This is a genomic window from Rhizobium freirei PRF 81, from assembly GCF_000359745.1.
Classification (GTDB): domain Bacteria; phylum Pseudomonadota; class Alphaproteobacteria; order Rhizobiales; family Rhizobiaceae; genus Rhizobium; species Rhizobium freirei.
In genome coordinates this window covers 464,440-489,807 of record NZ_AQHN01000084.1, presented here as the reverse complement: position 1 = coordinate 489,807, position 25,368 = coordinate 464,440, and the positions used below count along the sequence as shown (strand labels likewise).

At 60.7% G+C, this 25,368-nt stretch carries 21 protein-coding genes; 9 read left to right on the top strand and 12 right to left on the bottom strand.

Annotated elements, in window-relative coordinates:
* Positions 1–163: 163 nt before the first annotated feature.
* Both RHSP_RS25640 and RHSP_RS25635 read left to right on the top strand, forming a co-directional pair.
* Complete coding sequence (locus tag RHSP_RS25640; RefSeq protein ID WP_004125357.1) at positions 164–1,144, top strand: sugar-binding transcriptional regulator; 981 nt, start codon at positions 164–166, stop codon at positions 1,142–1,144.
* A gap of 57 nt (positions 1,145–1,201) precedes the next feature.
* Complete coding sequence (locus RHSP_RS25635) at positions 1,202–3,256, top strand: bifunctional aldolase/short-chain dehydrogenase (RefSeq protein WP_004125355.1); 2,055 nt, start codon at positions 1,202–1,204, stop codon at positions 3,254–3,256.
* A 195-nt stretch (positions 3,257–3,451) separates the two neighbouring features.
* Here the strand turns inward: RHSP_RS25635 and RHSP_RS25630 are convergent, their stop codons facing one another.
* The 5 genes from RHSP_RS25630 to RHSP_RS25610 all read right to left on the bottom strand — a co-directional run bounded on the left by RHSP_RS25630 (position 3,452) and on the right by RHSP_RS25610 (position 7,967).
* Positions 3,452–3,808: a type II toxin-antitoxin system RelE/ParE family toxin gene (locus RHSP_RS25630; RefSeq protein ID WP_004125354.1), complete on the bottom strand. Its 357-nt coding sequence runs from the start codon at positions 3,806–3,808 to the stop codon at positions 3,452–3,454.
* A 2-nt stretch (positions 3,809–3,810) separates the two neighbouring features.
* A complete protein-coding gene (locus RHSP_RS25625; protein ID WP_037154618.1) occupies positions 3,811–4,062 on the bottom strand; it encodes a ribbon-helix-helix domain-containing protein in 252 nt (83 codons plus the stop codon).
* A 237-nt stretch (positions 4,063–4,299) separates the two neighbouring features.
* The gene (locus RHSP_RS25620; protein WP_037154433.1) at positions 4,300–5,352 is read right to left on the bottom strand and encodes a substrate-binding domain-containing protein; all 1,053 of its coding nucleotides are present in this window, start codon (positions 5,350–5,352) and stop codon (positions 4,300–4,302) included.
* Positions 5,353–5,403: 51 nt separating this feature from the next.
* Complete coding sequence (locus RHSP_RS25615) at positions 5,404–6,453, bottom strand: ABC transporter permease (protein WP_004125344.1); 1,050 nt, start codon at positions 6,451–6,453, stop codon at positions 5,404–5,406.
* Positions 6,450–7,967, bottom strand: a complete 1,518-nt coding sequence (locus tag RHSP_RS25610) for a sugar ABC transporter ATP-binding protein (RefSeq protein ID WP_004125342.1) — start codon at positions 7,965–7,967, stop codon at positions 6,450–6,452. The genes RHSP_RS25615 and RHSP_RS25610 overlap by 4 nt, the downstream gene beginning before the upstream one ends.
* Positions 7,968–8,112: 145 nt before the next feature.
* On the opposite strand from RHSP_RS25610, the gene mtnK reads away from it, so the two are divergent.
* Genes mtnK through RHSP_RS25585 form a run of 5 tightly spaced genes read left to right on the top strand, consistent with a single transcriptional unit; the run spans position 8,113 to position 13,546 of the window.
* A complete protein-coding gene (gene mtnK, locus RHSP_RS25605) occupies positions 8,113–9,384 on the top strand; it encodes an S-methyl-5-thioribose kinase (RefSeq protein WP_004125341.1) in 1,272 nt (423 codons plus the stop codon).
* Entirely contained in the window at positions 9,381–10,475 is a 1,095-nt protein-coding gene (mtnA, locus tag RHSP_RS25600) for an S-methyl-5-thioribose-1-phosphate isomerase (RefSeq protein ID WP_004125339.1), read from the top strand. The genes mtnK and mtnA overlap by 4 nt, the downstream gene beginning before the upstream one ends.
* Positions 10,476–10,479: 4 nt before the next feature.
* Positions 10,480–11,415: a transketolase gene (locus RHSP_RS25595; protein WP_004125337.1), complete on the top strand. Its 936-nt coding sequence runs from the start codon at positions 10,480–10,482 to the stop codon at positions 11,413–11,415.
* A gap of 2 nt (positions 11,416–11,417) precedes the next feature.
* The gene (locus tag RHSP_RS25590) at positions 11,418–12,419 is read left to right on the top strand and encodes a transketolase family protein (RefSeq protein WP_004125336.1); all 1,002 of its coding nucleotides are present in this window, start codon (positions 11,418–11,420) and stop codon (positions 12,417–12,419) included.
* Positions 12,419–13,546, top strand: coding sequence for a RuBisCO large subunit C-terminal-like domain-containing protein (locus tag RHSP_RS25585; protein WP_004125334.1), 1,128 nt, complete (start codon positions 12,419–12,421; stop codon positions 13,544–13,546). Before RHSP_RS25590 ends, RHSP_RS25585 begins: the two co-directional genes overlap by 1 nt.
* A 301-nt stretch (positions 13,547–13,847) precedes the next feature.
* Here RHSP_RS25585 and RHSP_RS25580 read toward each other — a convergent pair whose 3' ends face one another.
* The 6 genes from RHSP_RS25580 to RHSP_RS25555 form a co-directional block, all read right to left on the bottom strand.
* On the bottom strand, positions 13,848–14,759 hold the full coding sequence (locus RHSP_RS25580) for a carbohydrate kinase family protein (RefSeq protein ID WP_004125332.1): 912 nt from the start codon (positions 14,757–14,759) through the stop codon (positions 13,848–13,850).
* A complete protein-coding gene (locus tag RHSP_RS25575; RefSeq protein ID WP_004125330.1) occupies positions 14,756–15,790 on the bottom strand; it encodes an ABC transporter ATP-binding protein in 1,035 nt (344 codons plus the stop codon). Before RHSP_RS25575 ends, RHSP_RS25580 begins: the two co-directional genes overlap by 4 nt.
* Positions 15,790–17,304, bottom strand: a complete 1,515-nt coding sequence (gene argH, locus RHSP_RS25570) for an argininosuccinate lyase (protein WP_004125328.1) — start codon at positions 17,302–17,304, stop codon at positions 15,790–15,792. Before argH ends, RHSP_RS25575 begins: the two co-directional genes overlap by 1 nt.
* Before the next feature lie 3 nt (positions 17,305–17,307).
* Entirely contained in the window at positions 17,308–18,159 is an 852-nt protein-coding gene (locus RHSP_RS25565) for a carbohydrate ABC transporter permease (RefSeq protein ID WP_004125326.1), read from the bottom strand.
* Entirely contained in the window at positions 18,156–19,100 is a 945-nt protein-coding gene (locus tag RHSP_RS25560) for a carbohydrate ABC transporter permease (RefSeq protein WP_004125324.1), read from the bottom strand. Before RHSP_RS25560 ends, RHSP_RS25565 begins: the two co-directional genes overlap by 4 nt.
* Before the next feature lie 94 nt (positions 19,101–19,194).
* Positions 19,195–20,442 carry an extracellular solute-binding protein gene (locus RHSP_RS25555; RefSeq protein ID WP_004125322.1) on the bottom strand — a complete coding sequence of 416 codons (1,248 nt, stop codon included), beginning with the start codon at positions 20,440–20,442 and terminating at the stop codon, positions 19,195–19,197.
* 296 nt (positions 20,443–20,738) lie between these two features.
* On the opposite strand from RHSP_RS25555, the gene RHSP_RS25550 reads away from it, so the two are divergent.
* Both RHSP_RS25550 and RHSP_RS25545 read left to right on the top strand, forming a co-directional pair.
* Complete coding sequence (locus RHSP_RS25550) at positions 20,739–21,947, top strand: ROK family protein (protein ID WP_004125319.1); 1,209 nt, start codon at positions 20,739–20,741, stop codon at positions 21,945–21,947.
* Positions 21,948–21,965: 18 nt separating this feature from the next.
* Positions 21,966–24,362 (top strand): PIG-L family deacetylase, encoded by a 2,397-nt coding sequence (locus RHSP_RS25545; RefSeq protein ID WP_037154424.1) that lies wholly within the window; start codon positions 21,966–21,968, stop codon positions 24,360–24,362.
* Between the two features lie 48 nt (positions 24,363–24,410).
* Here the strand turns inward: RHSP_RS25545 and RHSP_RS25540 are convergent, their stop codons facing one another.
* The gene (locus RHSP_RS25540; protein WP_004125314.1) at positions 24,411–25,280 is read right to left on the bottom strand and encodes a helix-turn-helix domain-containing protein; all 870 of its coding nucleotides are present in this window, start codon (positions 25,278–25,280) and stop codon (positions 24,411–24,413) included.
* Positions 25,281–25,368 lie beyond the last annotated feature (88 nt).

The window sequence follows — 25,368 nt, the reverse complement described above, 5'->3', positions numbered from 1 at the left end:
CGCCTGCCGGCTCAAGGTATCGACCGATAGCCGCTGGCAACAAGCCCTTGGTCGAAGCGCCGCCATTCTTATTCTAATTCCTCCAACTCGCTCCGCCTGCTTTTGCATTGACTTTTGTCAGCCATGATGAATTATGTCAGGGTATTCATTTTGAAAGAGCAGCATGCCGATCCGCTCCAACGATCAGATAATTCACAAGGCCGCCTGGCTCTACTACACGCATGGCATGCGCCAGGATGAAGTGGCTCAGCGCCTGGAGATCTCGCGCGCATCGATTGCCATGTATCTGCGCCGCGCGCGCGAAATGGGGATCGTCTCGATCACCACCTCTAACGAACTCTTCTCGGATGATGTTCTTGCCCGGGAGCTGGAGGACGCGACGGGCCTGACGTCCGTCTGGATCGTGCCGGAAGACCGGCAAGCCATGGATCCGGCGGCAGAAATGCCTGTTGTCGCGGCCTCCGTCTTCCTCGAACTCATCAACAAGGGCGACCGGATCGGCGTCGCCTGGGGACGCACCGTCTATCATATTGCCGACGTCATGCCCTTTGCCGATCTGCGCGGCGTCACGGTGGTCCAGCTCTGCGGCAATCTCGGCGCGCCCTATTCCTATCGCCCCGATCAATGCACGACGGAAATCGCCCGGCGGCTCAATGCCGAAGGCATCAATCTCTATGCGCCGCTTGTTCTCTCCTCGGAACGGCTTGCGGAAGAACTGCGCTCCGAGCCCGTCATTCGCGAGCAGCTTGCCACCATTTCCGACTGCCAGCTCGCGCTCTATTCGGTGGGCGGCATCGAGGAGGATAGCCACCTCGTCAAATGCGGCGCGCTTTCAGCGGCAGAAATGCACGCGATGGGCAGCAACGGTGCGGCGGGCGTCATCGCCGGGCAGCTCATTGACCGCGATGGCCAATGGATGGACTGCGGCCATAACCGCCGCTGCATGTCTGCCGATCTCGGCTCCATCCGCGCGATCAAGAAGCGCATGCTCGTGGTGCAGGAAGACAGCAAATTCGAACCCCTGGTCGCTGCGCTCAAAGGCGGCTTCGCCTCGCACCTCGTCGTTACAGCCTCGATGGCGCGGCGGATCCTCGATCGCTGGAACACAGAAGGGCTCGACAGAAACAGCTCAGGCAAGACCTGAGCCTGTCACATGGCCCACCGATCGGGAAAGGGCCGTCTCACCGGGAGGTAAACTAGAATGGAAAGTCTCTGGCGCGACGATGTCGCGGAAAAAGTCGTGGCCGATTATCAGGCCAAGGGCGTCAATCGCGACCTTGCATTGCGCACCTATACGACACGGCTTTTGGGAGGTGAACCGCGGCTCGTGCTGCATGGGGGCGGCAATACCTCCGTGAAGACGGAGATGACGGATCTCGTCGGCGATACCCACGCCGTCCTCTGCGTCAAAGGCAGCGGTTGGGACATGGGCGTCATCGAGCCGCCGGGCCTGCCCGCAGTTCGGATCGGACCGCTTCTGAAGAGCCGGAAGCTCGCAAAGCTGTCGGACGAGGACATGGTGACATTGCTGCGCGCCAATCTCATCGATCCCATGGCACCGAACCCTTCCGTGGAAGCGCTTCTGCACGCCTTTCTTCCGCATAAGTTCGTCGACCACACCCATTCGACGGCCATTCTGGCCATCGCCGACCAGGCGAAAAGCCGGGAAATGTGCGCGGAGCTGTTCGGCACGAAGATGGGCTTCGTACCCTATATCATGCCCGGATTTGCGCTCGCCAAGGCGGCGGCGGAAGTCTTCGAACAGGATCCGACGGTCGAGGGCCTGATCCTCGACAAGCACGGCATATTCACCTTCGGCGAGACGGCGAAGGAAGCCTACGGCCGGATGATCCATTACGTGACGCTGGCGGAAGACCATGTGAAGCGGAATGGCCGTCATCCGTTCACGCCGGCCGCCCTGCCCGCCGATCTCGCAAGCCCCGGCGATATTGCCGCGATGCTGCGCGGTGCCGTTGCCGTCGACAAGGGCGAAGGTCGTTTCGACCGCATGGTCAGCGTGTTCCGCACCTCGCCGGCTATCCTCGACTTCGTCAACGCCGCCGAAGTTACCGACATGGCTGCACGCGGCGTCTCGACACCCGATCTTTCCATTCGCATCAAGACCGGACCGATGGTGCTGCCGGCGCCGACGAAGGAAAATCTCGCCGGCTATCGTGGCATCATCGACGAGCGCGTCGTCGCCTTTGCCGCCGACTATACCGAATATTTCCGCAGCAACGACGCCCGCGACGAGGTCAAGCGCGTCATGCTCGATCCGATGCCGCGCCTGACCCTGGTGCCGGGTCTCGGCATGTATGGTCACGGCCGAACCCACAAGGATGCGACGATCGCTGTCGATGTCGGAGAAATGTGGATCGAGGCGGCCCGCGACGCGGAATCGATCGGCCGGTTCGAGCCGGTCAGCCGGCCGGATCTGTTCGACCTCGAATATTGGTCGTTGGAACAGGCAAAGCTCGCTGGTGCCAAGCCCAAGCCCTTCACCGGTCAGGTCGTGCTGGTGACCGGCGGGGCGGGTGCCATCGGCGCCGCCATCGTCAAGGCATTTACAGCCGAAGGCGCCCATGCCGTCGTGGTCGACCTCGATGGCGAGAAGGCAAAGGCGGTCGCCAAATCAGCCGGCAATAATTCGATCGGTGTTGCGTGCGACATAACGGACCCGGTCTCGGTTCGCGCCGCCTTCGATGCAGCGGTCGCCACTTTCGGCGGTGTCGACATTGTCGTCTCGAATGCGGGCGCCGCCTGGGAGAGCCCGATCGCGACCATGGACGACGCGCTGCTGCGCAAAAGCTTCGAGCTGAATTTCTTCGCCCACCAGAGCGTGGCGCAAAACGCCGTGCGCATCATGAAGGCGCAGGGGACCGGCGGCGTTCTGCTCTTCAATGCCTCCAAGCAGGCGGTCAATCCAGGTGCCAAATTCGGCGCCTATGGACTTCCGAAAGCAGCAACCCTCTTCCTGTCCCGCCAATATGCGCTGGAGCATGGCGCCGACAGGATCCGGGTCAATGCCGTCAATGCCGACCGTATTCGATCGGGCCTGCTCAATGACGAAATGATCGCCAACCGCGCGGCCGCGCGCGGCTTGTCCATCTCCGAATATATGGGCGGAAACCTTCTTGGCCTCGAGGTGACGGCCGAAGACGTCGCGCGCGCCTTCGTTCACCACGCTCTGGCGGAGAGAACGACGGCCGATGTAACCACCGTCGACGGCGGCAACATCGCCGCCGCCCTTCGCTAACGCATGTCGCATAAATGTGTCTGACGGTTTTGCGATGCCGACATGTCCACACTGAAAGACCTTGAGCGCTTCTGCCTTTCTTTGAATCGCAAAAGCGCTCCATCATACCCGCCTTGGCGCATTCCGAACGAAAAGCCGCCCGGCATTTGATGCCGTTTAAGAGGGGCTGGCGATCATCGCCAGCCTCGTTACCGACTAATCGGTCGGTTTCTTGCCTTCCAAAGCTACCAGATCCTCCTTAAGGCGCACCGCCATGTCCATGCGCTCGTGCAGAATGCTCATGACGCCAAGGTCGCCGTTATTCAGAATACGGAAGAAAACATAATGATGCTCGTACCGGCTAAAATAGGCCTCGCGCTTGACGTCGGCTGGAACGGCCAGTCTCTGCGGCAGCCTGCGCCACAGATGCCGGTCTTTCGTCAGGAGCTGTAAATGAGCATGGAGCCCTCGAATATAGGTGACGGCTTGCGCTTCGCCCCACTTTTCGACCGTATCACGCCAGATCTTGTCCTGTGCGGCATCCGCACGCGGGTAAAAACGATAAGCCGGCATGTTTAGCGGCTCTGGTTCCGCCGGATGACGTCATCAACCGAGACCACGACAAATTCGCTGTCGTCCGCCCGCAATGCCGGCGACAATTCTCTGCACAGGGCTTCCCAGGCCTCGTTCTTGGTTTGGAGGTCACGGCGAATAAGCGCGCGAATGTACTCACTCGCGTTTTCATAGAGACCATCCTCGCCGATCTGCTGCTGAAGGTGGTCCTGCAGAGGCCCTTTGACCTTCACGTGGATACTGTCCGATGCCATCGCTTGTCCTTTCGCTACCCAGCTATTGTGGGAAGCGTAGCAAATATTGTCAATATTCTCCATTGCGAAAGATCATTTTCGGGCAGCAGAGCCTGACAAGCTTGCGCTTCGCTGAGGTGAGATCCAAAAGAAAAATCGTGCCAACCGGCGCGTTTTTTGTCGGTATACCTACGTGAACCGTGAAACACAGAAAAAAAGCGGTGCCGAAGCACCGCCAGCTGGTGAGAAAGAGTTTGCTTACTTGGCAGCGGCCTTCGGCATCCACGCCGGCATGGCGACGTCCGCGTGGGCAAACTGCGGCAGCTTGACGCCGAGTTCTTCCATGTTCTTGATATTCTGCTCGTTCAGCGCCTTCTGGGTGATCAGCGTCGGCGGAACGATGACCTGATGGCCCGGATCCTGACCGGCGAGCAGCATGGCAAGCGCACGGACGGAGACCTGACCGACCACGGCCGGATTGGTTGCCGCCGTCGCAGCCCAGGCGGAACCGCTTTCGCGCATCGCTGCAATGTCAGAGGTCGAAATGTCGGCCGAATAGATCTTCACGTTGGAGGAAAGCCCGGCTTCGTCGACGGCGATCTTCACGCCCTTGGCAAACTCGTCATACGGCGCAAACATCACGGTAATGTCGGGATTGGCCGAAACCACCGAACGGGCCTGGTTGGCGACCGAGTTGGCGATCGGGTTGTCCATCGTGCCGAACTGCGCGGCTTCCTTGATGCCAGCATATTTCTTCTTGAATTCCTTCCAGGTCTCGTCGCGTCGGTCGAGCGGCGCAATACCGGCAACGTAGACATAGCCCGCCTTAAAGCTTTGGCCATTGTCCTTGACAGCCTGCTCGAGTGCGAGGCGAGCAAGGTCGCGGTCGGACTGTTCGATCTGCGGGATCTTGGCATTCTCGACATTCACGTCGAAGGCGACGACCTTGATGCCGGCATCGATGGCGCGCTGGGCCGCATCCTTCATGGATTCCGTCAGGCCATGCTGGATGATGATGCCCTGCACGCCGAGCGCGATGGCCTGATCGACCATGTCGGCCTGCACGGCTGCATCCTGGCGGCTGTCGAACACCTGCAGCTGGACGCCAAGCGCCTTGGACTGCGCCTCGACACCGGCGAGATAGGACTGGAAGAAATCGCCGGTCGAGAGATATCGCACGAGCGCAATCTTCACATTGCCGGGCTTATCGAACGGCTTTGGCATGTCGGCGGCAAAGGATGGCGCACCAAATGCCGCCGCTCCCATCAGGCCGAGCGTCAATACGCCCAGCGTTCTGCGTGTCATCTTCATATCAGTCTCCTCCTCCAATGAAATTATGATTATGCGCCAGGGCATGCGCCCTTAGCGTTTGCTCCTCTTTGAGAATGCAAAGGTGAAAATCAGAGCGACGACGAGAACCGCGCCCTTGACGAAGTCCTGCGTGTAGTAGGGCACGTTCATCATCGTCAGCCCCTGCAGCAGGATACCGACGAAAAGGGCGCCGATCGCCGTCCCCAAGGCATTGGGCTTTGCCGCGCCAAGCACTGCAAAGCCGATAAGTGCGGCGGCAACGGCATCGAGCAAAAGGTTGTTGCCGGACGCGATATCGCCGCGGCCGAGACGGGCTGCGAGCAGAATGCCGCCGATCGAGGCGAAGATCCCCGAGATGATGTAGGCGGAAATCTTGTAGGCATTGACCGGCGCGCCGGCGAGGCCGGCAGCCCGCTCATTCGAGCCGACCGCATACATCATCCGTCCGAACCGCGTATATTCGAGAAAGAACCAGATCAGGATTGCCAGCACGATCAGGACCACGACCGAAACCGGCACGAGATTGGGCAGGATAAAGTCGAAGCGGTGGCGGCCAAGAGCGAGAAAGTCGGGGCTGAATGCGCCGTTTGCGACAGACCCATTCGGCAGCGTCATTCCGGTGGCAATGGAGCGACCCTCAGTCGGAATTCGCTGGAGCCCCAGCAAGAGAAACATCATGCCGAGTGTCGCGAGCAGATCCGGCACGCGCATATAGACGATAATGATGCCATTGATGAGCCCGACCAGCACGCCAACGGCAAGGCAGACGAGCGTTGCGGTGACAGCATCGCCGCCCATGACCACCATCACATAGGACGAAGCCATCATCGCGCTCGTCGCGACCGATCCGATCGACAGGTCGAAGCCGCCGACCACGAGTGTCGCGGTGACACCGAGGGCAAGGATCCCCGTGATCGATACCGATTGCAGGATGAAGACCGCGCTCTGCGGCGAAGCGAAGCCGCCGGTGACGAGCGAGAAATAAAGGATCATGCCGGCAAGCAGGACGAGGAAGCCATATTTAATGGCGATATCCCTGACGCTCACTGTCGGCTGGGACAAGGGAACCGCGCCCGCGGATTTGCTCTGTTCACTGCTCATATTGCGCTGACCTGTTGAGAGGATTGACCTGCGATCTCAGACAGCAGGCGCTCGACATCGATGCCGGAATTGCGATGCTCGCCGACGATCGTCTGCTCCGACATCACGAGGATGCGGTCGGCGACCTCGAAGGCTTCGTCGAGCTCGGTTAGAAAGAGGATTGTGGCTCGCCCGTTTGCCGAGGAGCGTAGTTTCTCGCCGATGTCGCGGCGGGCCACGATGTCGACGCCCTGGAAGGGTTCGTCGAGAACAAGGAGGCGCGACGGCTCCGAGAGCCAGCGGCCGACCATGACCTTTTGCTGGTTGCCGCCCGACAGCGTGTGCATCTCGTCCCGCTCGCTACGGCAGACGACGCCAAGCGACGATATCTGCCGGCGTGCCCTTTGCCGTTCGGTGCCTCGGCTGGATATTCCGAAACGCGACAGCCGTCGCAGAAACGGAAGGCTGATATTTTCGTAGATATTGAAATCGGGCACGATGCCGCTGATCCCCCTATCCTTGGCGACGAGGAATACGCCCCGAGCGATCGCCTGGCCTGTCGTCTTCGGCACGTAACGCGCGCCATCCAGCATCATCTGACCGCCTGCCGGCATACGCGCCCCGGCAAGCACTTCGGCAAGCGCCGACTTGCCGACGCCGACGAGGCCGGTGACCGCGACGATCTCGCCTTCGCCGAGCTCGAAATCGAAAGGCCGCGAATGCTCGGATAGCTTCAAGCCGTGCGCGCGAAAAACCGGAGCGTTTGCTTCCCGCACGGCGATCGCGTCGGCCGAGACTTTGCGGCCGAGCATCGCATTGACGGCACCTTCATAGTCGAGATCCGGCCCTTCGAAGCGGCCGGTGATGCGGCCGTCGCGCAGCGACACGATGCTGTCTGCAAGCCGGCGGATATCGGACATGCGGTGCGAAATATAAAGGATTGCAACGCCTCGCGCCTTCAGACGATCCACGAGATCGAACAGGCGATCGGCCTCCGCGCTCGACAGCGACGAGGTCGGCTCGTCGAGGATCAGGACTTTCGGCTCATGCGCCATGGCACGCGCAATCGCCACCATCTGGCGATCGGCAAGGCTCAAATCGTTGATGCTGGATTTGAGATCGATCGTCAGGCCCATGCGCGATGCGACCTGCGCAGCTTCGCGCCGAACCCGCTGCGGGTTGAAGAAGAGCCGCGCGCCGCGCCCGTTCAGCCGGTCGAGCGTCAGATTGGTTGCAACATCGAGGTCGGCAACGACGCCGTCATTGATGTTCTGGTGCACCGTCACGACACCGGCGCGGATCGCCTCCGCGGGCGTCGAAGGTTCAAACGGTGCGCCCGAAAGAGTGATCGTGCCGGCATCACGCGGATATACGCCGCTCAGGATACGCACGAGCGTCGATTTGCCGGCGCCATTGGCACCCATCAAGGCTGTTACGGCACCGCCCTTGAGGTCGAGATGCACCCCTTGGAGTACCGCTACCGCACCAAAGGATTTGCGCACGCCTTCGATGCGAAACACTGCATTGTCGCTCATTCTCTCCTCCCAATGATGTCAGGTTAGGATAGCTTTTCATCAAATGTCAAGGTCGTTGACATTTGCTATAATACTGCCTTAGTTGTGCCCATGACGGCATGTCGGCACACGGTGGAGGCCGCGACATGCGCAGGAGGAGAGCATTATGGACACGCAAGTCTTCGCGGCGCTCAGCGCCGAGACATTGCCCGGCCGGCTTGGCGGCAACACCATTCTCAAGGAAAAAATCGGCGACGATTCGGCGCGGTGGGAGGTCAAGGAAGTCGGCGACGGCAACCTCAATCTCGTTTTCATCGTCACAGGCGAAAAGGGAGCCGCGATTGTCAAGCAGGCGCTGCCTTATGTGCGTCTTGTCGGCGAAAGCTGGCCGCTTCCCCTGAAGCGCTCGTATTTCGAATATCATGCCCTCATACGCCAGTCCGCGCGCGACCCTGGCATGGTGCCGGAAATCTTCTTCTTCGACGCCGCTCAGGCGATCATCGCCATGGAATATCTGACGCCGCACGTCATCCTGCGACGGGCGTTAATCGACGGCCACGCCCTTCCGAAAATCGGCCGTGATCTCGGGCTCTTCTGCGCGCGCGCACTCTTCCGTGGCTCCGATTTCTCGATGGTCACGCGCGACAAGAAGGCCGACATGGCCCTCTTCGCCGACAATGTCGAGCTCTGCGACATCACCGAGAATCTCGTCTTTTCCGATCCCTATTTCGACGCCACGCTCAACCGGCATACCTCGCCGCAACTCGATCCGCTTGTCGCGGAATTGCGTCGAGATCGTGATCTCAAGGTCGAAGCACAAAGGCTGAAGCACCTCTTTTCCGCCAAGGCCGAGACGCTCTGCCATGGCGACCTGCACACAGGCTCGGTCATGGTCACCGAGGAGGAAACGCGTGTCATCGACCCGGAATTCGCCTTCTATGGACCGATCAGTTTCGATGTCGGCATGCTGCTCGCCAATTTCTGGATGAATTACTTTGCGCAAAGCGGCCACGAGAGCGAGCGCGATGCGCGCGCGGGCATGCGCACCTATCTGCTCGATACGGTCGAGACCATCTGGGAGACCTTCCGCGCCGAATTCGCCAATCTCTGGCGCAGCGAGCGAAAGGGAATTCTCTACCAGGCGAGCCTCTTCGAGGATCAAGGCGATCTGCTTGGGGCCGAACAGGCTCTGAACATCGTCCTCGACGAGATCTATCGCGAAATGCTGGGCTTTGCCGGCATCGAGATGCATCGCCGCATTCTCGGGCTCGCCCACAATGCCGATTTCGAAACCATCGCCGATCCCAATCATCGGGCCGCCTGCGAGAAGAAGGCGCTGAAACTTGGGCGTCACCTCGCCGTCAACCGGCATCGCATCCACAGCCTCAAAGATGTCCGTGCGACAGCAGAACGGCTTGAGAAGGAGACACTCGCTTGAAAGTCGGAGAACGCCATTACCATACAATCTGGCTCAACGAGGACGGCCGCTCCGTCGACATTATCGACCAGCGCTGGCTGCCGCATGAATTCAGGGTCGTTACCTTGAAGACCGTCGGCGAGGTCGCGGTGGCGATCCGCGACATGTGGGTACGCGGCGCCCCATTGATCGGCGTCACGGCCGCCTATGGCGTTGCAATCGCCATGGTGAAGGATCCCTCCAATGCCCATCTCGATGCCGTCTGGGAGGAACTCAACGAAACGCGCCCGACCGCCATCAATCTGCGCTGGGCGCTGAACGCCATGCGCGAGCACTTGCAGCCGCTTCCGGAAAGCGCACGCGCCGACGCCGCCTACAAACGTGCGGCCGAAATTGCCGAGGAAGATGTCCAGCTCAACCGCGCGATCGGCGCAAACGGCCTCAAAGTCATCCGCGAGATCGCCGCGAAGAAGAAGCGGGGCGAACCAGTCCGCATCCTGACCCATTGCAACGCCGGCTGGCTTGCGACCGTCGACTACGGGACTGCGACGGCACCGATCTATATGGCGACGGAAGAAGGCATTCCCGTCCACGTCTATGTCGACGAAACCCGCCCGCGCAACCAGGGCGCCTACCTGACTGCCTGGGAGATGAACGGCCATGGCGTGCCGCACACGCTGATCGTCGACAATGCCGGCGGCCACCTGATGCAGCATGGCGATATCGACATGGTGATCGTCGGAACGGATCGCACAACTGCAAACGGCGATGTCTGCAACAAGATCGGAACCTACCTCAAGGCGCTTGCAGCCCGCGACAATGGCGTGCCTTTCTATGTCGCATTGCCATCCCCGACCATCGACTGGACGGTGCACGACGGCATCAAGGAGATCCCGATCGAAGAGCGCTCTGCAGACGAAGTCAGCTTCGTTCAGGGCAAAGCACGCGATGGCTCGATTGCGAGCGTTCGCATCTCGCCCGAGGGAAGCCCTGCGGCAAACCCCGCCTTCGACGTCACGCCTGCCCGCCTGATCACCGGCCTGATAACGGAGCGCGGCATCGCGACGCCGTCGCCGGAAGGTCTGAAGGCCCTTTTCCCCGAACGGAGCTGAGACGATGACCCTCTCCAATCAGAAATCCACGGAAGATATTGCGCTTAGAATTCGCCGGCGCGTCTTCTTCCACACCATGAAGAACAATGGCGGCTATCTGAGCCAAGCCTGTTCAGCCGCCGAAAGTCTTGCGCTGCTCTACAATGAATTCCTGAAACTCGGCGAACCGACGCTCCCGAAAGTGCCGCTTCCCTTCCGAGGCGTGCCTTCGGCGCACAATCCCGACGCCTTCACGGGTGCCGGCTACCATGGCCCGTTTGCACCCGAGTTCGACCGCTTTTTCATTTCACCTGCACACTACGCCTTGGTCATTTATTCCGCCCTGATCGAGATGGGGCGCATGGACGAACATGCGCTCGACCACTTCAACAAGGACGGCGGCTCGGTCGAGATGATCGGCGCCGAACATAGCCCCGGCATGGAGGTGACGACCGGATCGCTGGCGCAAGGTCTTTCGATGGCAGCGGGCGTCGCCTGGGCACGGCAGAGGAAGGGCGAACCCGGCAAGGTCTGGGTCTATATGTCCGACGGGGAATTCCAGGAGGGCCAGACCTGGGAATGCCTTGCGGCGATGGCCTATCACCGCATCGACAACATCCGCGTGATCGTCGACGTCAACCGCCAGCAATGCGACGGCGCCATGTCGTCCGTGCTCGATCTTGGCGATCTTGCCGCGCGCGTCGGCGCCTTCGGCGTGACATGCCGTTCGGTCGACGGTCATGATCTCGACGCCATGCGGCAGGCCGCCGCCAGCGCGGAGGCCGGCAAACCGCTGGTGATCCTCGCCAATACCTCGCCCTATCAGGGCATGAATTTCCTCAAGAAGCGTTTCCCGCGACTGCACTATGTTCGCTTCAAAAGCGCGGACGAGCGGCTGGAAATGCAGGCAGCATTAGCCGCCGAGCTTGGCATCGACATGAACGCAGTGGAAAGGGCCTGAACATGGTCGAGATCGTCAACCGTCCCTATGCCAAGGCGTTCGAAACCTTTGCGGTCGCGCGGCCGGAAGTGCTCTGCCTTTCGGCGGATCTTACCTCCTCCTGCGAGGTCGACGGCTTCCGCGACAGGCATCCGGAACAGTTTCTTACGCTCGGCATGGCCGAGCAGAACATGCTGTCCTTTGCCGGCGGCCTTGCGATGCAGGGCTATCGCCCGTTCCTCCATACGTTCTCGGTTTTTCTGTATCGCCGCCCCTACGATCAGCTGATCAATTCGATTGCCTATTCCAACCGCAAGGTGCGGCTCATGGGTTTTCTGCCTGGCATCACGACGCCGGGTGGCATCACCCATCAGGCAATCGAAGACATCGCCGTCATGCGTGCCGTGCCGAACATGACCGTGCTTGAAACCGGCGATGCAACGGAAGTCGAAACCGTGCTTGAGGTCGCTGATGCCATCGATGGCCCCGTCTATGTCCGGGTCCTGCGCGGCGAGGTGCCGCGCCTCTTCTCCACACCTTTTGAGTTCAACAGGCTACGTACGCTTTCCGAAGGCGACGACATTCTTGTCGTCAGTTCTGGGGTTTGTACAGAGGAAGCGCTGCGCGCGAGCGGACCGCTCAAGGCGCTCGGGATCGGCGTCCATCACCTGCACGCCTCGACGTTGAAGCCATTCGACCGTGATGGCCTGCTGAAGGCAGCCCGCGGCAAGAAAGGTGTCGTCACACTCGAAAACCACACGATCGTCGGCGGCCTCGGCTCGCTGGTGGCGGAGATTCTGGCTGAAGAAGGCATCGGCATCAAGCTGAAGCGGCTCGGCCTCAACGACACCTTTGCGCATGGCGCCTCCAAGCCATATCTGATGAAAAAATACGGGCTCGATGCCGGCGCGCTTGTCGGCGCCATCGAACAGCTACTCGGCAAGCCGCTCTCCATCGGCGAGGATGAGTTGGCAGAAGTCCGTCTCGACCACGTTCATTCGGCCCAGAAGGCCGAGGCACTCTGATGGCTCCGCGCTTCACCGTCACCTATTTCATCCGGACGGCCGATGCCGAAGAGGCACGAAAACGCGCCCTCGACATCGCGCTTGAACAGACCGTCGAAATTCCGCGCCATGTCGTGCCGAAGGGCTATGTCGAAGACGAAATCCTGGGGCGGCTGGAAGCGCTGGATAAAGATCCGGATGGACGCCAGGGCTTCCTAGCAACCATCTCCTACTCGGAAGACGATATTGGCGGCGATTTCCCGCAATTTCTCAATATCGTCTTCGGCAACAGTTCCATCAAACCCGGCCTGAAGGTGGAGGATATCGGCCTTTCGCCTGGCATCCTCGATCTTTGCAAGGGGCCGCGGCATGGCATCGCGGGGCTCCGCGCCCGCGCCGGCGTTGGCGAAACGCCATTGCTCATGTCGGCGATCAAGCCGGTCGGCCTTCCGACGAAGGAGCTTGCGCGCCTTGCCCATGATTTCGCACTTGGCGGCATGCATTATGTCAAGGACGATCATGGTCTGGTCGACCAGAAGACATCACCGTTCGCCGAGCGGCTAAAGGCTTGCGTGGAGGCCGTTGGCGAAGCCAACGTCAAGAGCGGTCGCAAGGCGAGCTTCGTGCCGAACGTGACAGGTCCTGCCAATGCTGTTGTTGAGCGAGCACAGCAGGCTCAGGAAGCCGGTGCCGGCGGTATCATGATCGCTCCTGCGCTTACCGGCTATGATGTCATCCGCAGCCTCGCCGCAGATCCGGATTTCACCCTGCCCATCGTCTCGCACCCTGCCTTTTCCGGCGCGAACGTCGTCTCGCCCGACTGCGGATTTAGCCATCGCGCCTTCTTCGGAACTCTGCACCGGCTGATGGGAGCGGATGCCGTCATCTATCCGAATTTCGGTGGCCGTTTCGGCTTTACGCGCGAGGAGTGTGTGTCGATCGCTGATGCTTGCTCGGTCGAACTTGGCGGCCTGAAGACCATTGTCCCGGCCCCTGGCGGCGGCATGACATTGAACCGGGTTGCCGAGATGCGCGAGGCCTATGGCAACGATATTATGTACTTGGTTGGCGGAGCGCTGCTGGAGCAAGACAACCTCGTCGAGGCATGCCAGCGTTTGTGCGATGCCGTCAACGCTCGATCTGCCTGAGGCGTGCGGGCCGATCTAACATGGGCGCGCAGCTGCACGCATCATTCGGTTGTTCGCCAGCAACGTGACGACCTTGCTCCGGATATCAAAATCCAGAGCAATTCCAGCAAAGGTGCGAAGCGGCTTTACCTCCGAAATTGCGTGAAAACAAAGAGATCGAGCATTTCCGTGACGCTGTTTAAAACGGAAACGCTCGATCAATGCCCGCAAGGAAGAGGCGATGCCCGACGGTCGGGGATCTGCCGCCAAAGCGGCTGATTTTCTTGTTCGAAATTAGCCGCTTATCGGGTGGAACCCCATTTTATCCGGCTATGCGTTCCGCAGAGCGCAGCACGGCCGCGCCGCCGGCGGCCTGCACCGCAAGACTGCCATAGTCGATGCCGGCCGCCAACGCGCGGTGCACATCATGCCCTTCAAGCCAAGCATCGATAAATCCGGCATTGAACGCGTCACCTGCACCCGTGGTATCGATCACCGGAACATTTTTCGCCGGCAGATGGGCATGCCTGTCGGCGGCACGAAGCCATGCGCCCTCACCACCGCCCTTCAATGCAACGATCGGGAAATGCTTTGCGAGAACGTCGAGCGCCGCCACCGGATCGTCGTGACCGGTAATCGCCTGCGCCTCTTCCCGGTTGGGCAGGAATATATCGACACCCTCGCAGGCGGCGAGCAGGCCGGGATCGTAGATCAGCGTCTCGTCCCAGCTCGGATCGAGCGAAACCGAAAGACCGACGGACTTTGCCTGCTGCACCAGATAGGGGATTTCGTGCAACGTCGCAAATTCCGCAATATGCAGATGCCCGGCATCTTGCCATTGCAACGCAGCGGAAAGTGTCGCCGGCAGCGCCGAGCCGGCGCGACGCGACAGAAATGCCCGGTCGTTGCCGATCACACTCGCCACCGTCACCTGCGGGCCGGCATCGTCGGCGCGCTCAAGAAAGCGCAGATCCAGGCCGCCGATTTTGAGATCCGGCTCGATGCCGCGCGACAGGCCGTCAAAGCCGAGGCGCGCGACCAGCGCCACCGCCCTGCCCGCATGGGCAAGATGCGCGGCGGATATGAACGCGCCGCCGCCGGCCGCCATCTTCATGTTTTCGGCGAAAACCTCACGCCCCGGCCGCGGCAGCGATTGCAGCCCGGTGAAAATGAGGTCGCAGTAAATCCGTCCTATGCTGAGGACAGCCGGACGCTTGAATTGTTGCGGTATCATAAGCGGCCCAGGCTCTTCTCGGTCTTGGCATCGAAGAGATAGAGGCTGCCCGCCGGCGCGGAGACGGCAAGCGTGCTGCCGGTTTCCGGAATGACCTTGCCCGGTGCCGTGGCGACGATGGACGCGCCATTGATATCGAGATGAACCAGCGTTTCCGCGCCGAGCGGCTCCACTGCAGTGACGGTGCCGCGCAGCGACAGGCCGCCGGACTTGTCCTCTTCGACCCTCAGATCATGCGGGCGGACACCAACAAGCACGTCGCCATCAGGCGCGAGGTCCACTCCGGTTCCGTTGCGGCGCCCCTTGGTCAGATTCATCGACGGGCTGCCGATGAAGCGTGCCGTGAACACATCGACCGGGTTCTCGTAAAGCTCGGTCGGCGTGCCGGTCTGCAGAATGCGACCGTCGCGCATGACGACGATGCGGTCGGCCATGGTCATGGCTTCGACCTGATCGTGCGTCACATACACGGTGGTCGTCTTCAGGCGCTGATGCAGCCGCTTGATCTCGATACGCATCTGCGCGCGCAGCTGGGCGTCGAGGTTGGACAGCGGCTCGTCAAAGAGGAAGGCGGACGGGTTGCGCACCATGGCGCGGCCGATGGCGACGCGCTGGCGCTGGCCGCCGGACAAGGCTGCCGGGCGGCGGTCGAGATAGGGTTCGAGGCCGAGCGCCTTGCCGGTCTCCTCGATACGCTGGTCCTTCTCCGCCTTGGACAGTTTCGAGGTGTAGAGGCCGAAACCGATGTTCTGCCGCACGGTCATATGCGGATAGATCGCATAATTCTGGAACACCATGGCGATGTTGCGCTGCTTGGGATCGCGCTCGTTGACGACAGCGCCGCCGATCTTGAGATGGCCGCCGGAAATATCCTCAAGGCCGGCTATCATGCGCAGCGTCGTGGACTTGCCGCAGCCCGAAGGTCCGACAAAGACGACGAACTCCCCATCCTTGATCTGAAGATCGATAGCCCGGACGGCTTCGACCTTGCCATAGCGTTTGACCAGCTTTTCGAGTTCGATGGTCGCCATCAGCATGCCTCCACAAGTGCACTGAATTTCTCATTGAGTTCGCGTGCAGCCTTCGCTTCGCCTGCCGCGTGATCCGAGGCCAGCGCCTTGAAGCGACCGGCTTCCGCCTTATGCCGTGCGAGTGCGGCATCCATCGCCTTGGGCGCCGGTCCGCCCAACCGGTCGCGCACGGCGACGAAATGCTGCGGCGACACCAGCTCCTCGAATTTTTCGCGCCCGAAGGAGGGTTCGCGGGAAGTCGCCTCGCGGAATGCTTCGAGGAACGGCTCGAAGCCGTCCTTCTCCAGCCCACCGCCAACAGTGACGACAGCGCGCGCTACCTTTGCCGCTATCTCATGGGCCTGCCGGAACGAGAGGCCCTCTATGCGGACCAATGAATCCGCCAGTTCGGTAATGGTGATGCAGGAGCGGCGGATATTTTCCCCCACGCGCGCCGGATCGATGCGGATCGCCCCGATAAAAGCGGCCAAAAGATCGAGAACGCGGCCAGCCGAGGCAAATGCCTCGTACCCCATCTGCTGGGTCTCGCCTTCGCTGTCGTTCATGTCGGTGAATGGCGTGTTATGCATTACGTCGAGAACCGTGCGCGCCCGGCCCATGGTCTGGCTCGCCAGATGGCGCATATGTTCGACCGGCACCGGATTGCGCTTCTGCGGCATGATCGAGGAGATCTGTACGAAAGCATGGGGAACATAGATCTGGCCGACTTCGAAGCTCGTCCAGAACTGGAAGTCCTGGATCAGGCGCCCGAGATGCAAGAACATCAATTCCAGCGCCGAATAGGTCGAGGTGATGTAATCCACCGCGGCGATGCAGCTATAGGAGTTGGACAAAGGAGCGGCAAAGCCCAGCAGCTCCGCGACCCGTGCGCGATCGATCGCGAAGCCCGAGGTGGTGATCGCTGCCGCTCCCATGGGAGACAGGTTGACGATCGCGCGCGCGGCTTCCAATCGCTCCAGGTCGCGGATGAGAACCTCTATCGCCGCCGAAAGATAATGGCCGAACGTCGAAGGCTGCGCCGGCTGGCCATGCGTGTAGGCGACGATCAGCGTCTCCTTTTCGCGTTCGGCAGCGGCGATCATCGCATCCATCAGATTGCGAACCTTTGATGTCAGTGTGTCGATGCGTTCCTTCAGGCCAAGCTTGAACAGGGTGTGGTCGATATCGTTGCGCGAGCGCGCCGTGTGCAGACGGCCCGCAATATCTGCACCGATGCGGGCCTTCAGCTCCTTTTCGATCAGGAAGAAGAAGTCCTCGACCTCGCCGGTATAGGTGAGCTTGGAGGGATCGATTTCCCGATCGATGGCCTCCAATGCGCCCGCGATTGCAGCCGCCTGCTCGCGGTCCAGAATGCCTGTTTCGGTCAGCATCACCAGATGCGCGCGGTCGATGCGGCGGAAGCCGTCGACATGGTGGGTCTTGGCACCGTCGAAAAGCGGACGAAGCACGGTTTCCTTATAAACCGGATCGGGGAAGACGCTTTTATCGGAGAGCCGGGGATCGAGATCGGACATGGTTCAACCCTTTAGGCCTGCAAGCATGACACCGCGGACGATGTAACGCTGAAGAAGAAGGAAGACGAGGAGTGTGGGAAGCGTGGCGATGGCAGCGCCCGTCATGATCATTTCCCACTGGATGGACTGCTCGACGGCAAAGCTCGAAAGCCCGACCGGCAATGTATAAAGTTCCGGGCTCGTGGACACGATCAGCGGCCAGAAGAATGCGGTCCAATTGCCGAGGAAGGTGAAGATCGCGAGCGCGGAGAGCGCAGGCGTTACCAGCGGCATCGCCACCTTCCACCAGATCTGGAACTCGTTGAGGCCGTCGACACGGGCGGCTTCGAGAAAGTCGTTCGGAACGCCTTCGAAGAATTGCTTCATCAGGAAGGTGCCGAAGGCCGTCATCATGCCGGGGAACATGATACCCCAGTAGCTATCCAGCCAGCCGAGCTTGCTCGACATCAGATACCACGGGATGACAAGCATTTCTGTCGGGATCATCAACGTCGAGAGAATGGCGAGGAAGATGAAATAGCGGCCGCGGAACTGGAACTTCGCCAGCGTATAGCCGACGAGGCTGTCGAAAAAGACGTTCGACAGCGTGACGACGACTGCGACGATCATGGAGTTCATGAACCAGCGCAGGAAACGCCCGTCGGCGAGAATGGTGACGTAGTTCGCAAGCGTCGGTTCTGCCGGGATCAGGCGCAGATCGTAGACCTGCCCCGCCGTCTTCAGTGAGGTGGAGAACATGAACGCCAGCGGCGTGATCATGATGAGGCCGCCGATGAACAGCAGCGTCCACATGAGGATGCGGCCGGGTCGCAGGTTCTGGAACGGCAAAGGCTTGGTTTGAGCTGACGTAGTCATTTCTTTTCCCTCAGAATCCAGAGCTGCAACAGCGAGACGCAAAGCAGGATGGTGAAGAGAACGACGGTCTGCGCAGCCGCATAGCCCATCGCATAGGAGGAAAATGCCGTCTGGTAGATCATCAGGACCAGCGGCTTTGTCGAACCGAGCGGACCGCCCGGATCATTCGTGGTCATGTTGTAGACCTGATCGAAGATGCGCAGGAAACCGATCGAGGAGAAGACGACGAGGAAAACCGTGGTCGGCTTCAAAAGCGGGATCGTGATCTTGCGCAGGATCGCCCATTCGCCGAGGCCGTCGATGCGTGCCGCCTCGTAGAACGTATTGGGGATAGCACGCAGACCGGCCATGAAGATGATGATCTGGAAACCGAGGCCCGCCCATATGGACGTTGCCATGATGGCATAAAGCCCTTGATCGACCGAGCGCAGAAAGCCCTGCTGCGGCAGGCCGACGGCATTCAAGATATTATTGATGAAGCCGATCGGCGCGGGTTGATAGAACCAGCGCCAGACCCACGCCATGGCGGCGGCCGTCGTCAGATAGGGCAGGAAATAGAGGGCGCGGATGAACCCATGCATGAAGTGCACGCGGTCGAGAAAATAAGCGATCGTGAACGAGACCAGGAGGCTGATGGGCGTACCGATCAGCAGATAGGTGAAGGTGTTCTTGAACACCTTCCAGAATTCCGGATCGGAAAACAGCTTCTGGTAGTTGGCGATGCCGATGAAATTCGGCGGGTTCATCAGATCCCAGTCGGTGAAGGAGAGCCAGAAGGCTTCCACCGTCGGATAAAAGCGGATGACCGAATAGAAAAGGATCGGCAGGGCGAGAAAGCTCCACACCCAGATCAGCCGTCGCGTGCGCATGGAAAGGCGATCCGTGAGGCGATTGCCCGAGGGCCCGTTCGCCATGCCGCCTGTTTCAGCCGTCATTGTCATGTTTCAAAACCCTTTGGCAGCGGAATATGCGGTGCCTCACACAGGCAAGGGAAGACGAAGCGGCACATGCCGCTCCGCTGGTTTGCCATTGCCCTTACTTGGCCGCGTCGAGCACCGGCTGCTCGGCCTTGGCCGCCTGATCGACGGAGTCTTTGGCGGGCTGCTTTTCCAGGATCACGCGGTTGGCCATGTCGATCGCAATCTGACGCTGCTTCTGCTCGTCGGCGAACATGGTCGTATGCGCATATTCCAGACCTTTAAGGAACGGGCTGTAGATCGGATCGGCCAGGTTCTTCTCGGTCATGGCCGCGGAACGGCGCGCCGGCAACTCGCCGACATCCTTCAGCCAGATGTCCATGGCTTCAGGCGAGGAGATGTAGTTCAGGAACTTCTCGGCCGCCTTCAGCTTCTCGCCGCTTGCCTTGGCGCTGATGCCGTTGGCAAAGTAGCTGGCATAGTTGGAACGAACACCTTCGGCATTGGCCGGAAGTTCCGTCACGCCCCACTCGAAATCCTTGATGCTGCGGAAGGACCCGAGGCGGAACGTACCGTCGATGGTCATGGCGGCCTTGCCGGCACGGAACGCCGCCTGACCTTCATCCATGAACTTGACTTCGCCGACCTTCTGCTCGGTCTGGAGACCGGTATAGAAGGCGAGCGCCTTTTCGCCGGCAGCATCGTTGTAGGCGACCTTGCGATCCTTGTTGGTATAGGGCTGGCCACCGAACTGGCGCACCAGAACCTCGCGCCACCAATGCTGGTCCTGGCCCGGCATGTCGAGCGTGATGCCTTCGGCCAGAAGATTGCCGGAAGCGTCTCGCTTCGTGGTCTTCTTGGCGGCTTCGACGAGTTCGTCGAGCGTCTTCGGCGGCTTGCTCGGATCGAGGCCGGCTTCGGTGAAGGCCTTTTTGTTGTAGAACAAGGCCAGCGATCGGACGGCGGTCGGCAGACCGTAATAGTCGTCGCCGCGCTTCATCGCCGAAACGATCGGGAAGAATTCGCTTTCGATCTTGTCATGCGGGAAGGCGTCCTTCGGCAGCGGCTGCAGAATGCCGCCGGCGACGAACTTGTCGAGCCAGCCATAGAAGAGCTGCATCACGTCCGGGCTCTTGCCCGCCATTTTCGCGGCAATCACGCGCGTCTGATAGTCGTCGTAAGGGAATGTGACCTGCTTGACCTTGATATCCGGATTGGCCTTCTCGAAATTCTCGATCAGCTTGTCCATCGCCTTGACGCGTGTCTCGAAGACATACTGCCAATATTCGATTTCGACAGCCTGAGCTGCATTGGCCGCAAGGGCGCTGAACCCCGCAACCAGACCTGCCAATAGTAGTTTACGCATAAATCCTCCCTTGTGCCCCCATCCGCCGGTTTCCCAAAATGCGGTTGCCAGGCGTGGCTCCGGACGAGCGCTCCGCCCATCCGCCTGTTCCTTCACATGTCGCGCATTGCTGCGCGACGCCTATTCCTTGACCCCATGCGAAAACCCTCTTTCCGCGTCGAAGCCGGGCGGCTTTCACCACCCTGTCCTTTAGGCTTCAATTTTAAATGCGCTTTGTCAATAAGATAATTTAGTTGAATTAATATATTGCTGTTATGAGCACGCCGCGCTATTCCTCGATGAAGGCAGGAGGACACATGACACAGCAGCCGGCAAAGATGCCGTTGGCCGTCACTCTCGGTAAGAATCCCGAACGAATTCGCGACCATAACCGTCGCGTCGTGCTGGATGTCGTACGCCGTCATGGGCCGTTGGGGCGCATGCATATCGCCCGCCTGACGCATCTCACGGCACAGGCGATCGCCAATATCGTCGACGAGCTGGTGGCGGATAACCTCCTGATGCAGCTTGGCCGGCTTAAGACCGGCCGCGGCCAGCCGCCGATCCAGTTTGCCGTCAATCCCGAGGGCGCCATGACCATCGGCGTCGAAATGGGCTCGACCCACATGGTCACGACAGTGCTCGACCTTTCGGGCAAACCGCGCAAGCAGCATGTCCGCCCCATTCACGACGTCAGCTCCGAAAAGCTTTCGGCGCAATTGCGGGCGGAAGTCGATGCCGTCAGAACGTCATTTCCCGCACGCCTGCTCGGCATCGGCGTCGTCATGCCCGGCCCCTTCGACATCGAGGGCATGAGTTCCGTCGGCCCGACCACCCTGCCCGGCTGGTCCGGGATCGATGCGGCAGAGGTTCTGAGCGAAGCCTGCGGCGAGCCGGTCCTCGTCGAAAACGACGCCAATGCCGCCGCGGTCGGCGAACGCCTGTTCGGCGCCGGTCATGCGATCTCCAATTTCGCCATGATCTATTTCGGCGCCGGCATAGGCCTCGGCATGATCCAGGATGGCGCGCCGTTTCGCGGCGCTTTCGGCAATGCCGGCGAAATTGGCCATATCGTCATTACGCCGAACGGACGCCGTTGTGCCTGCGGCCAGAAGGGTTGCCTCGAGACCTATGCATCGCTTCACGCGCTGCGCGAAAAACTTCATGCAGCAGGCATCGAAAACACCGATTTCGACGCGCTCGAAAAGCTGCATGGGGAGCGCAACCCGGTGGTGATCGACTGGCTGCAGGACGCCGCCGACCACCTCGCGCCGATGATAGCCATGATCGAAAACATTCTTGATCCCGAAACGGTGATCATGGGTGGCATGCTGCCGGACGAGATCATAGACGATCTGATCCGTCATATGGGCGAGCTGCCGATTTCGGTCGCGAGCCGCCGCGCTCGCGCTCTGCCGCGCGTGCTGCGTGGACAGACCGGCAAGTTCACCGCGGCACTCGGCGCCGCTTCCCTGCCGATGTTCGAAGCGATGACGCCGAAGCTCGACATGAATTCTGAATTATAAAACCATACGCGAGGAACCATGCTCACCGCCCTTCAGCGCATCGAGCGCCAGAAATCGTCACCTGCCCTTGTCCGACTGCATCGGGCGCTGAGCAGGCTGCGATCAACGGTGACGCTGATGCACGCGGGCGCGCATCCCGACGACGAGCAAAGCGGGCTGATGGCCTATTTCCGTTTCGCGCTCGGCACGCGCGTCGTGATCGCCTGCTCGACACGTGGCGAAGGCGGACAGAATGCGCTTGGGTTGGAGCGTGGCGGCGCGCTCGGCGTGATCCGCAGCCGCGAGATGGAAGAGGCGGCGCGCATTCTCGATTGCGATATCCATTGGCTCGGCCATGGCCCGGACGATGCTGTGCACGATTTCGGCTTTTCCAAGGATGGCGACGGCACCTTAGCGCACTGGGGCGAGGAGAAGACCGTCGAGCGTCTGGTGCGCGCCTATCGCGCCGAGCGCCCCGACATCGTGCTGCCGACCTTTCTCGATGTTCCCGGCCAGCACGGCCATCACCGCGCCATGACGCGGGCAGCGGAGAAAGCCGTGCGGCTCGCGGCGGATGAAAATGCCTATCCGGAACATTTCGCCGAAGGGCTGACGCCATGGCGGGTCGCAAAATTCTACCTGCCAGCGTGGCCGGGCGGCGGCGATACCTATGATGACGAGCTGCCTCCACCGGACGCAACGCTGAAAATCCGCGCGGCCGACCGCGACGAGGCAACCGGGGCGGATTATGACCGTATCGGTGAGTGGTCGCGCGCCTGTCATGCCACGCAGGGCATGGGCCGTTGGCCTGACATGCCAAAAGCCGAATGGCCGCTGCATCTGAAATTGCCGGAGAGCCATTCGGAAGAGACGATCTTCGCTTCTCTTCCTCAAACGCTGGCCGAACTCGCCGCGACTGGCGGGCTCTCAGAAGAAGCCACGCAGAAGCTGCTCAATGCCCATGCAGCGATCGAAGACGCCATTGCCGCCTATCCGCGGCGAGAGACCATTATCAAACGACTGGTCGATGCGGCGAAAGACCTGAAGGCAGCTCTGATCCATTCACCGGATGCTTTCCTGCAGCGGCACCGGCTTGAGCGCAAACTCCGGGAAATCGATGCCGCATTGATCGAAGCAGCTTTGCTATTCGACCGTGCCAGCCTTGACAGGCCGATCCTGGCCCCAGGCAGCGAAACTAGCCTTATCGTCGAGTATGGAAGCGGGGCGGCGGATATCGCTATAACTGCTGAAGTCGTTCTGCCGAAAGGCAGCACCGCGTCTTTCGAGAGCCGGACACCGGGACGGGAGAAATTGACCATCTCCGTTTCGCCGCAAGCGGCCCTTTCGCCGCTCTTCGAGCCGGCATGGCGCGCGCTCTGCGGCAATGGACAGGCATACATCCGGCTCAAGGCTGGCCTCGATGGGCACGAGGCGGAAACCCTTGTCGATCTGGAGGAGCAATTTGCCATTGTTCCGCCCATGTCGCTTCGGCTGGATCCGCCCGCACTTGTCGTTTCGACGCGCCAACGACAAACAAATGAATGGCGGATCGGGCTTGCCGTTGAAGGCCATGTAAACAAGACCGCCTTCGGATCGGAGAACGGATGGCTTGCCGAGGCGGAGGGATCAGCGGCGACGGTGCGTGCGCCTGATGAATTAAAGCCCGGTTTGACGCGCCTGCTGCCGATCGCGGATGGGCAGCCCGCCTGGCAAACGACTGCCACGAGCTACCGGCATGTCGGCACCGCCCTCTGGCGCGAACAGACCGCCCTGTCGATACTCGCGCTCGACCTGCGCCTGCCGGATGCGTGCATCGGCTATATCGGCGGCGGTGCCGACAATACCTGTCTCTGGCTGAAGCGGATGGGGTTCGATGTCACCGAGCTCGAAGAGCATCATCTTACAGGTGATCTTTCGCTGTTCACGACGATCGTAGTCGGCATATTTGCCTTCGGATTGCGACACGATCTGGCAGCCGCAACGGACAGGCTGCACCGCTTCGTGGAACAGGGTGGGCATCTGGTGACCCTTTATCACCGTCCATCCGACGGCTGGCATCCGGAACACACGCCGCCCCAAAAACTCTCGATCGGCTCGCCTTCGCTGCGCTGGCGCGTCACCAATCCGGCAGCACCGGTCACCGTTCTGATACCGGAACATCCCTTGCTGACCGGGCCGAACCTCATCGATGACAATGATTGGAACGGATGGCACAAGGAGCGCGGGCTCTACTTCGCCTCTAGCTGGGATGAGGCCTATCAGCCGCTCCTTTCCATGCATGACGATGGTGAACAGCCGCTGTTCGGCGCGCTGGTCTCGGCAGAAATCGGCAAAGGCCGCCATACGCATACAAGTCTCGTCCTGCACCATCAGCTCGACCGCCTCGTGCCCGGCGCCTTTCGCCTTCTGGCCAATCTGGTGCAGCCAGCCCAATGACCGGCTTCGCGTCATTGACGCGAAATAAGTAAGCGATGCCCGGGCCGCTCAAGCGCTCGCTGCCGATGATTTGAAGCTTTGCCGGTAGCGTGTCGGCGGCAGGCCTTTGGCGGCGCGAAATTGATGGGCGAAATGCGCCGTATCGGAAAAGCCGCATTCGCTGGCGATATGGCTCATGGGCAGGTCGGTTTGCATCAGCATCTGGCAGGCCCGGCCAATGCGCAACTGCATCACATATTGGCTGATCGACATGCGGGTGCTGCGCTTGAACACGCGCTGCAATTGGCTATCCGTCAGATGCGCGATAGCGCAGAGCGGGGCGAGCCGCAGCGGTTCACGATAATGCGCGTGCAGCCAGGTGAGCACCCGGCGCATCCGTTCCCGGTCACGCGGCGTTTCGCTGACGGAAACCTCCCCTGAGGCCAGCGACCTCCCAGAAACTGCGGCGAGATCCAACAAGATCCCCTGCAATTCCAGGACTTGCCGCGCCGGCGCAAGCCCGCCGAGCGCCAGCATGCGCGGGCGCAGACGCGCGACCGTTGTCGCATCGAACTCCAGTCCGCGCCCGGCCGCAGCAGCCAAGGAAGCAAGGCCGCCATATTCCGGCATCAACGCCATCAAGCCCTCGATCCATTCGCGGGTGAACCAGCATACGATCGCCCGGTGCAGCCGCGCCTCTCCCACGAGCGTCTCGGACTGCCAGGCATGGGGCAGGTTCGGCCCGAGCAGAACGAGATCGCCATCGCCGTAACGCTCCACATTATCGCCGACGAAGCGCACGCCGCCGCTATCGACCGTCAGCGTCAGCTCGAATTCCGGATGGTAGTGCCAGTTGAACGGGAAGTCGGGCAATTGCCGGTCGAACAGGAGCCAGGAGCGATCAGCAGGAATGGCAACCGTTTCGAACCATGGCTGCATTGGCGTATTACTCCGCATAGATCGCAGTAGAATGCGGCTATCATACAAATTCTTGCGGTCAGAGGGAATGGCGTTATCCATTGTCGTC

Bases quoted from the DNA above. Each gene is read 5' to 3' on its own strand.
- RHSP_RS25640 (WP_004125357.1), top strand. From the start codon at position 164: ATGCCGATCCGCTCCAACGATCAGATAATTCACAAGGCCGCCTGGCTC.
- RHSP_RS25615 (WP_004125344.1), bottom strand. From the start codon at position 6,453: ATGAGCAGTGAACAGAGCAAATCCGCGGGCGCGGTTCCCTTGTCCCAG.
- RHSP_RS25565 (WP_004125326.1), bottom strand. From the start codon at position 18,159: ATGACTACGTCAGCTCAAACCAAGCCTTTGCCGTTCCAGAACCTGCGA.
- RHSP_RS25540 (WP_004125314.1), bottom strand. From the start codon at position 25,280: ATGCAGCCATGGTTCGAAACGGTTGCCATTCCTGCTGATCGCTCCTGG.
- RHSP_RS25610 (WP_004125342.1), bottom strand. From the start codon at position 7,967: ATGAGCGACAATGCAGTGTTTCGCATCGAAGGCGTGCGCAAATCCTTT.
- RHSP_RS25575 (WP_004125330.1), bottom strand. From the start codon at position 15,790: ATGGCGACCATCGAACTCGAAAAGCTGGTCAAACGCTATGGCAAGGTC.
- RHSP_RS25560 (WP_004125324.1), bottom strand. From the start codon at position 19,100: ATGACAATGACGGCTGAAACAGGCGGCATGGCGAACGGGCCCTCGGGC.
- RHSP_RS25555 (WP_004125322.1), bottom strand. From the start codon at position 20,442: ATGCGTAAACTACTATTGGCAGGTCTGGTTGCGGGGTTCAGCGCCCTT.
- RHSP_RS25630 (WP_004125354.1), bottom strand. From the start codon at position 3,808: ATGCCGGCTTATCGTTTTTACCCGCGTGCGGATGCCGCACAGGACAAG.
- RHSP_RS25595 (WP_004125337.1), top strand. From the start codon at position 10,480: ATGACCCTCTCCAATCAGAAATCCACGGAAGATATTGCGCTTAGAATT.
- RHSP_RS25635 (WP_004125355.1), top strand. From the start codon at position 1,202: ATGGAAAGTCTCTGGCGCGACGATGTCGCGGAAAAAGTCGTGGCCGAT.
- RHSP_RS25620 (WP_037154433.1), bottom strand. From the start codon at position 5,352: ATGAAGATGACACGCAGAACGCTGGGCGTATTGACGCTCGGCCTGATG.
- RHSP_RS25580 (WP_004125332.1), bottom strand. From the start codon at position 14,759: ATGATACCGCAACAATTCAAGCGTCCGGCTGTCCTCAGCATAGGACGG.
- RHSP_RS25550 (WP_004125319.1), top strand. From the start codon at position 20,739: ATGACACAGCAGCCGGCAAAGATGCCGTTGGCCGTCACTCTCGGTAAG.
- RHSP_RS25585 (WP_004125334.1), top strand. From the start codon at position 12,419: ATGGCTCCGCGCTTCACCGTCACCTATTTCATCCGGACGGCCGATGCC.
- argH (WP_004125328.1), bottom strand. From the start codon at position 17,304: ATGTCCGATCTCGATCCCCGGCTCTCCGATAAAAGCGTCTTCCCCGAT.
- RHSP_RS25545 (WP_037154424.1), top strand. From the start codon at position 21,966: ATGCTCACCGCCCTTCAGCGCATCGAGCGCCAGAAATCGTCACCTGCC.
- RHSP_RS25625 (WP_037154618.1), bottom strand. From the start codon at position 4,062: ATGGCATCGGACAGTATCCACGTGAAGGTCAAAGGGCCTCTGCAGGAC.
- RHSP_RS25590 (WP_004125336.1), top strand. From the start codon at position 11,418: ATGGTCGAGATCGTCAACCGTCCCTATGCCAAGGCGTTCGAAACCTTT.
- mtnK (WP_004125341.1), top strand. From the start codon at position 8,113: ATGGACACGCAAGTCTTCGCGGCGCTCAGCGCCGAGACATTGCCCGGC.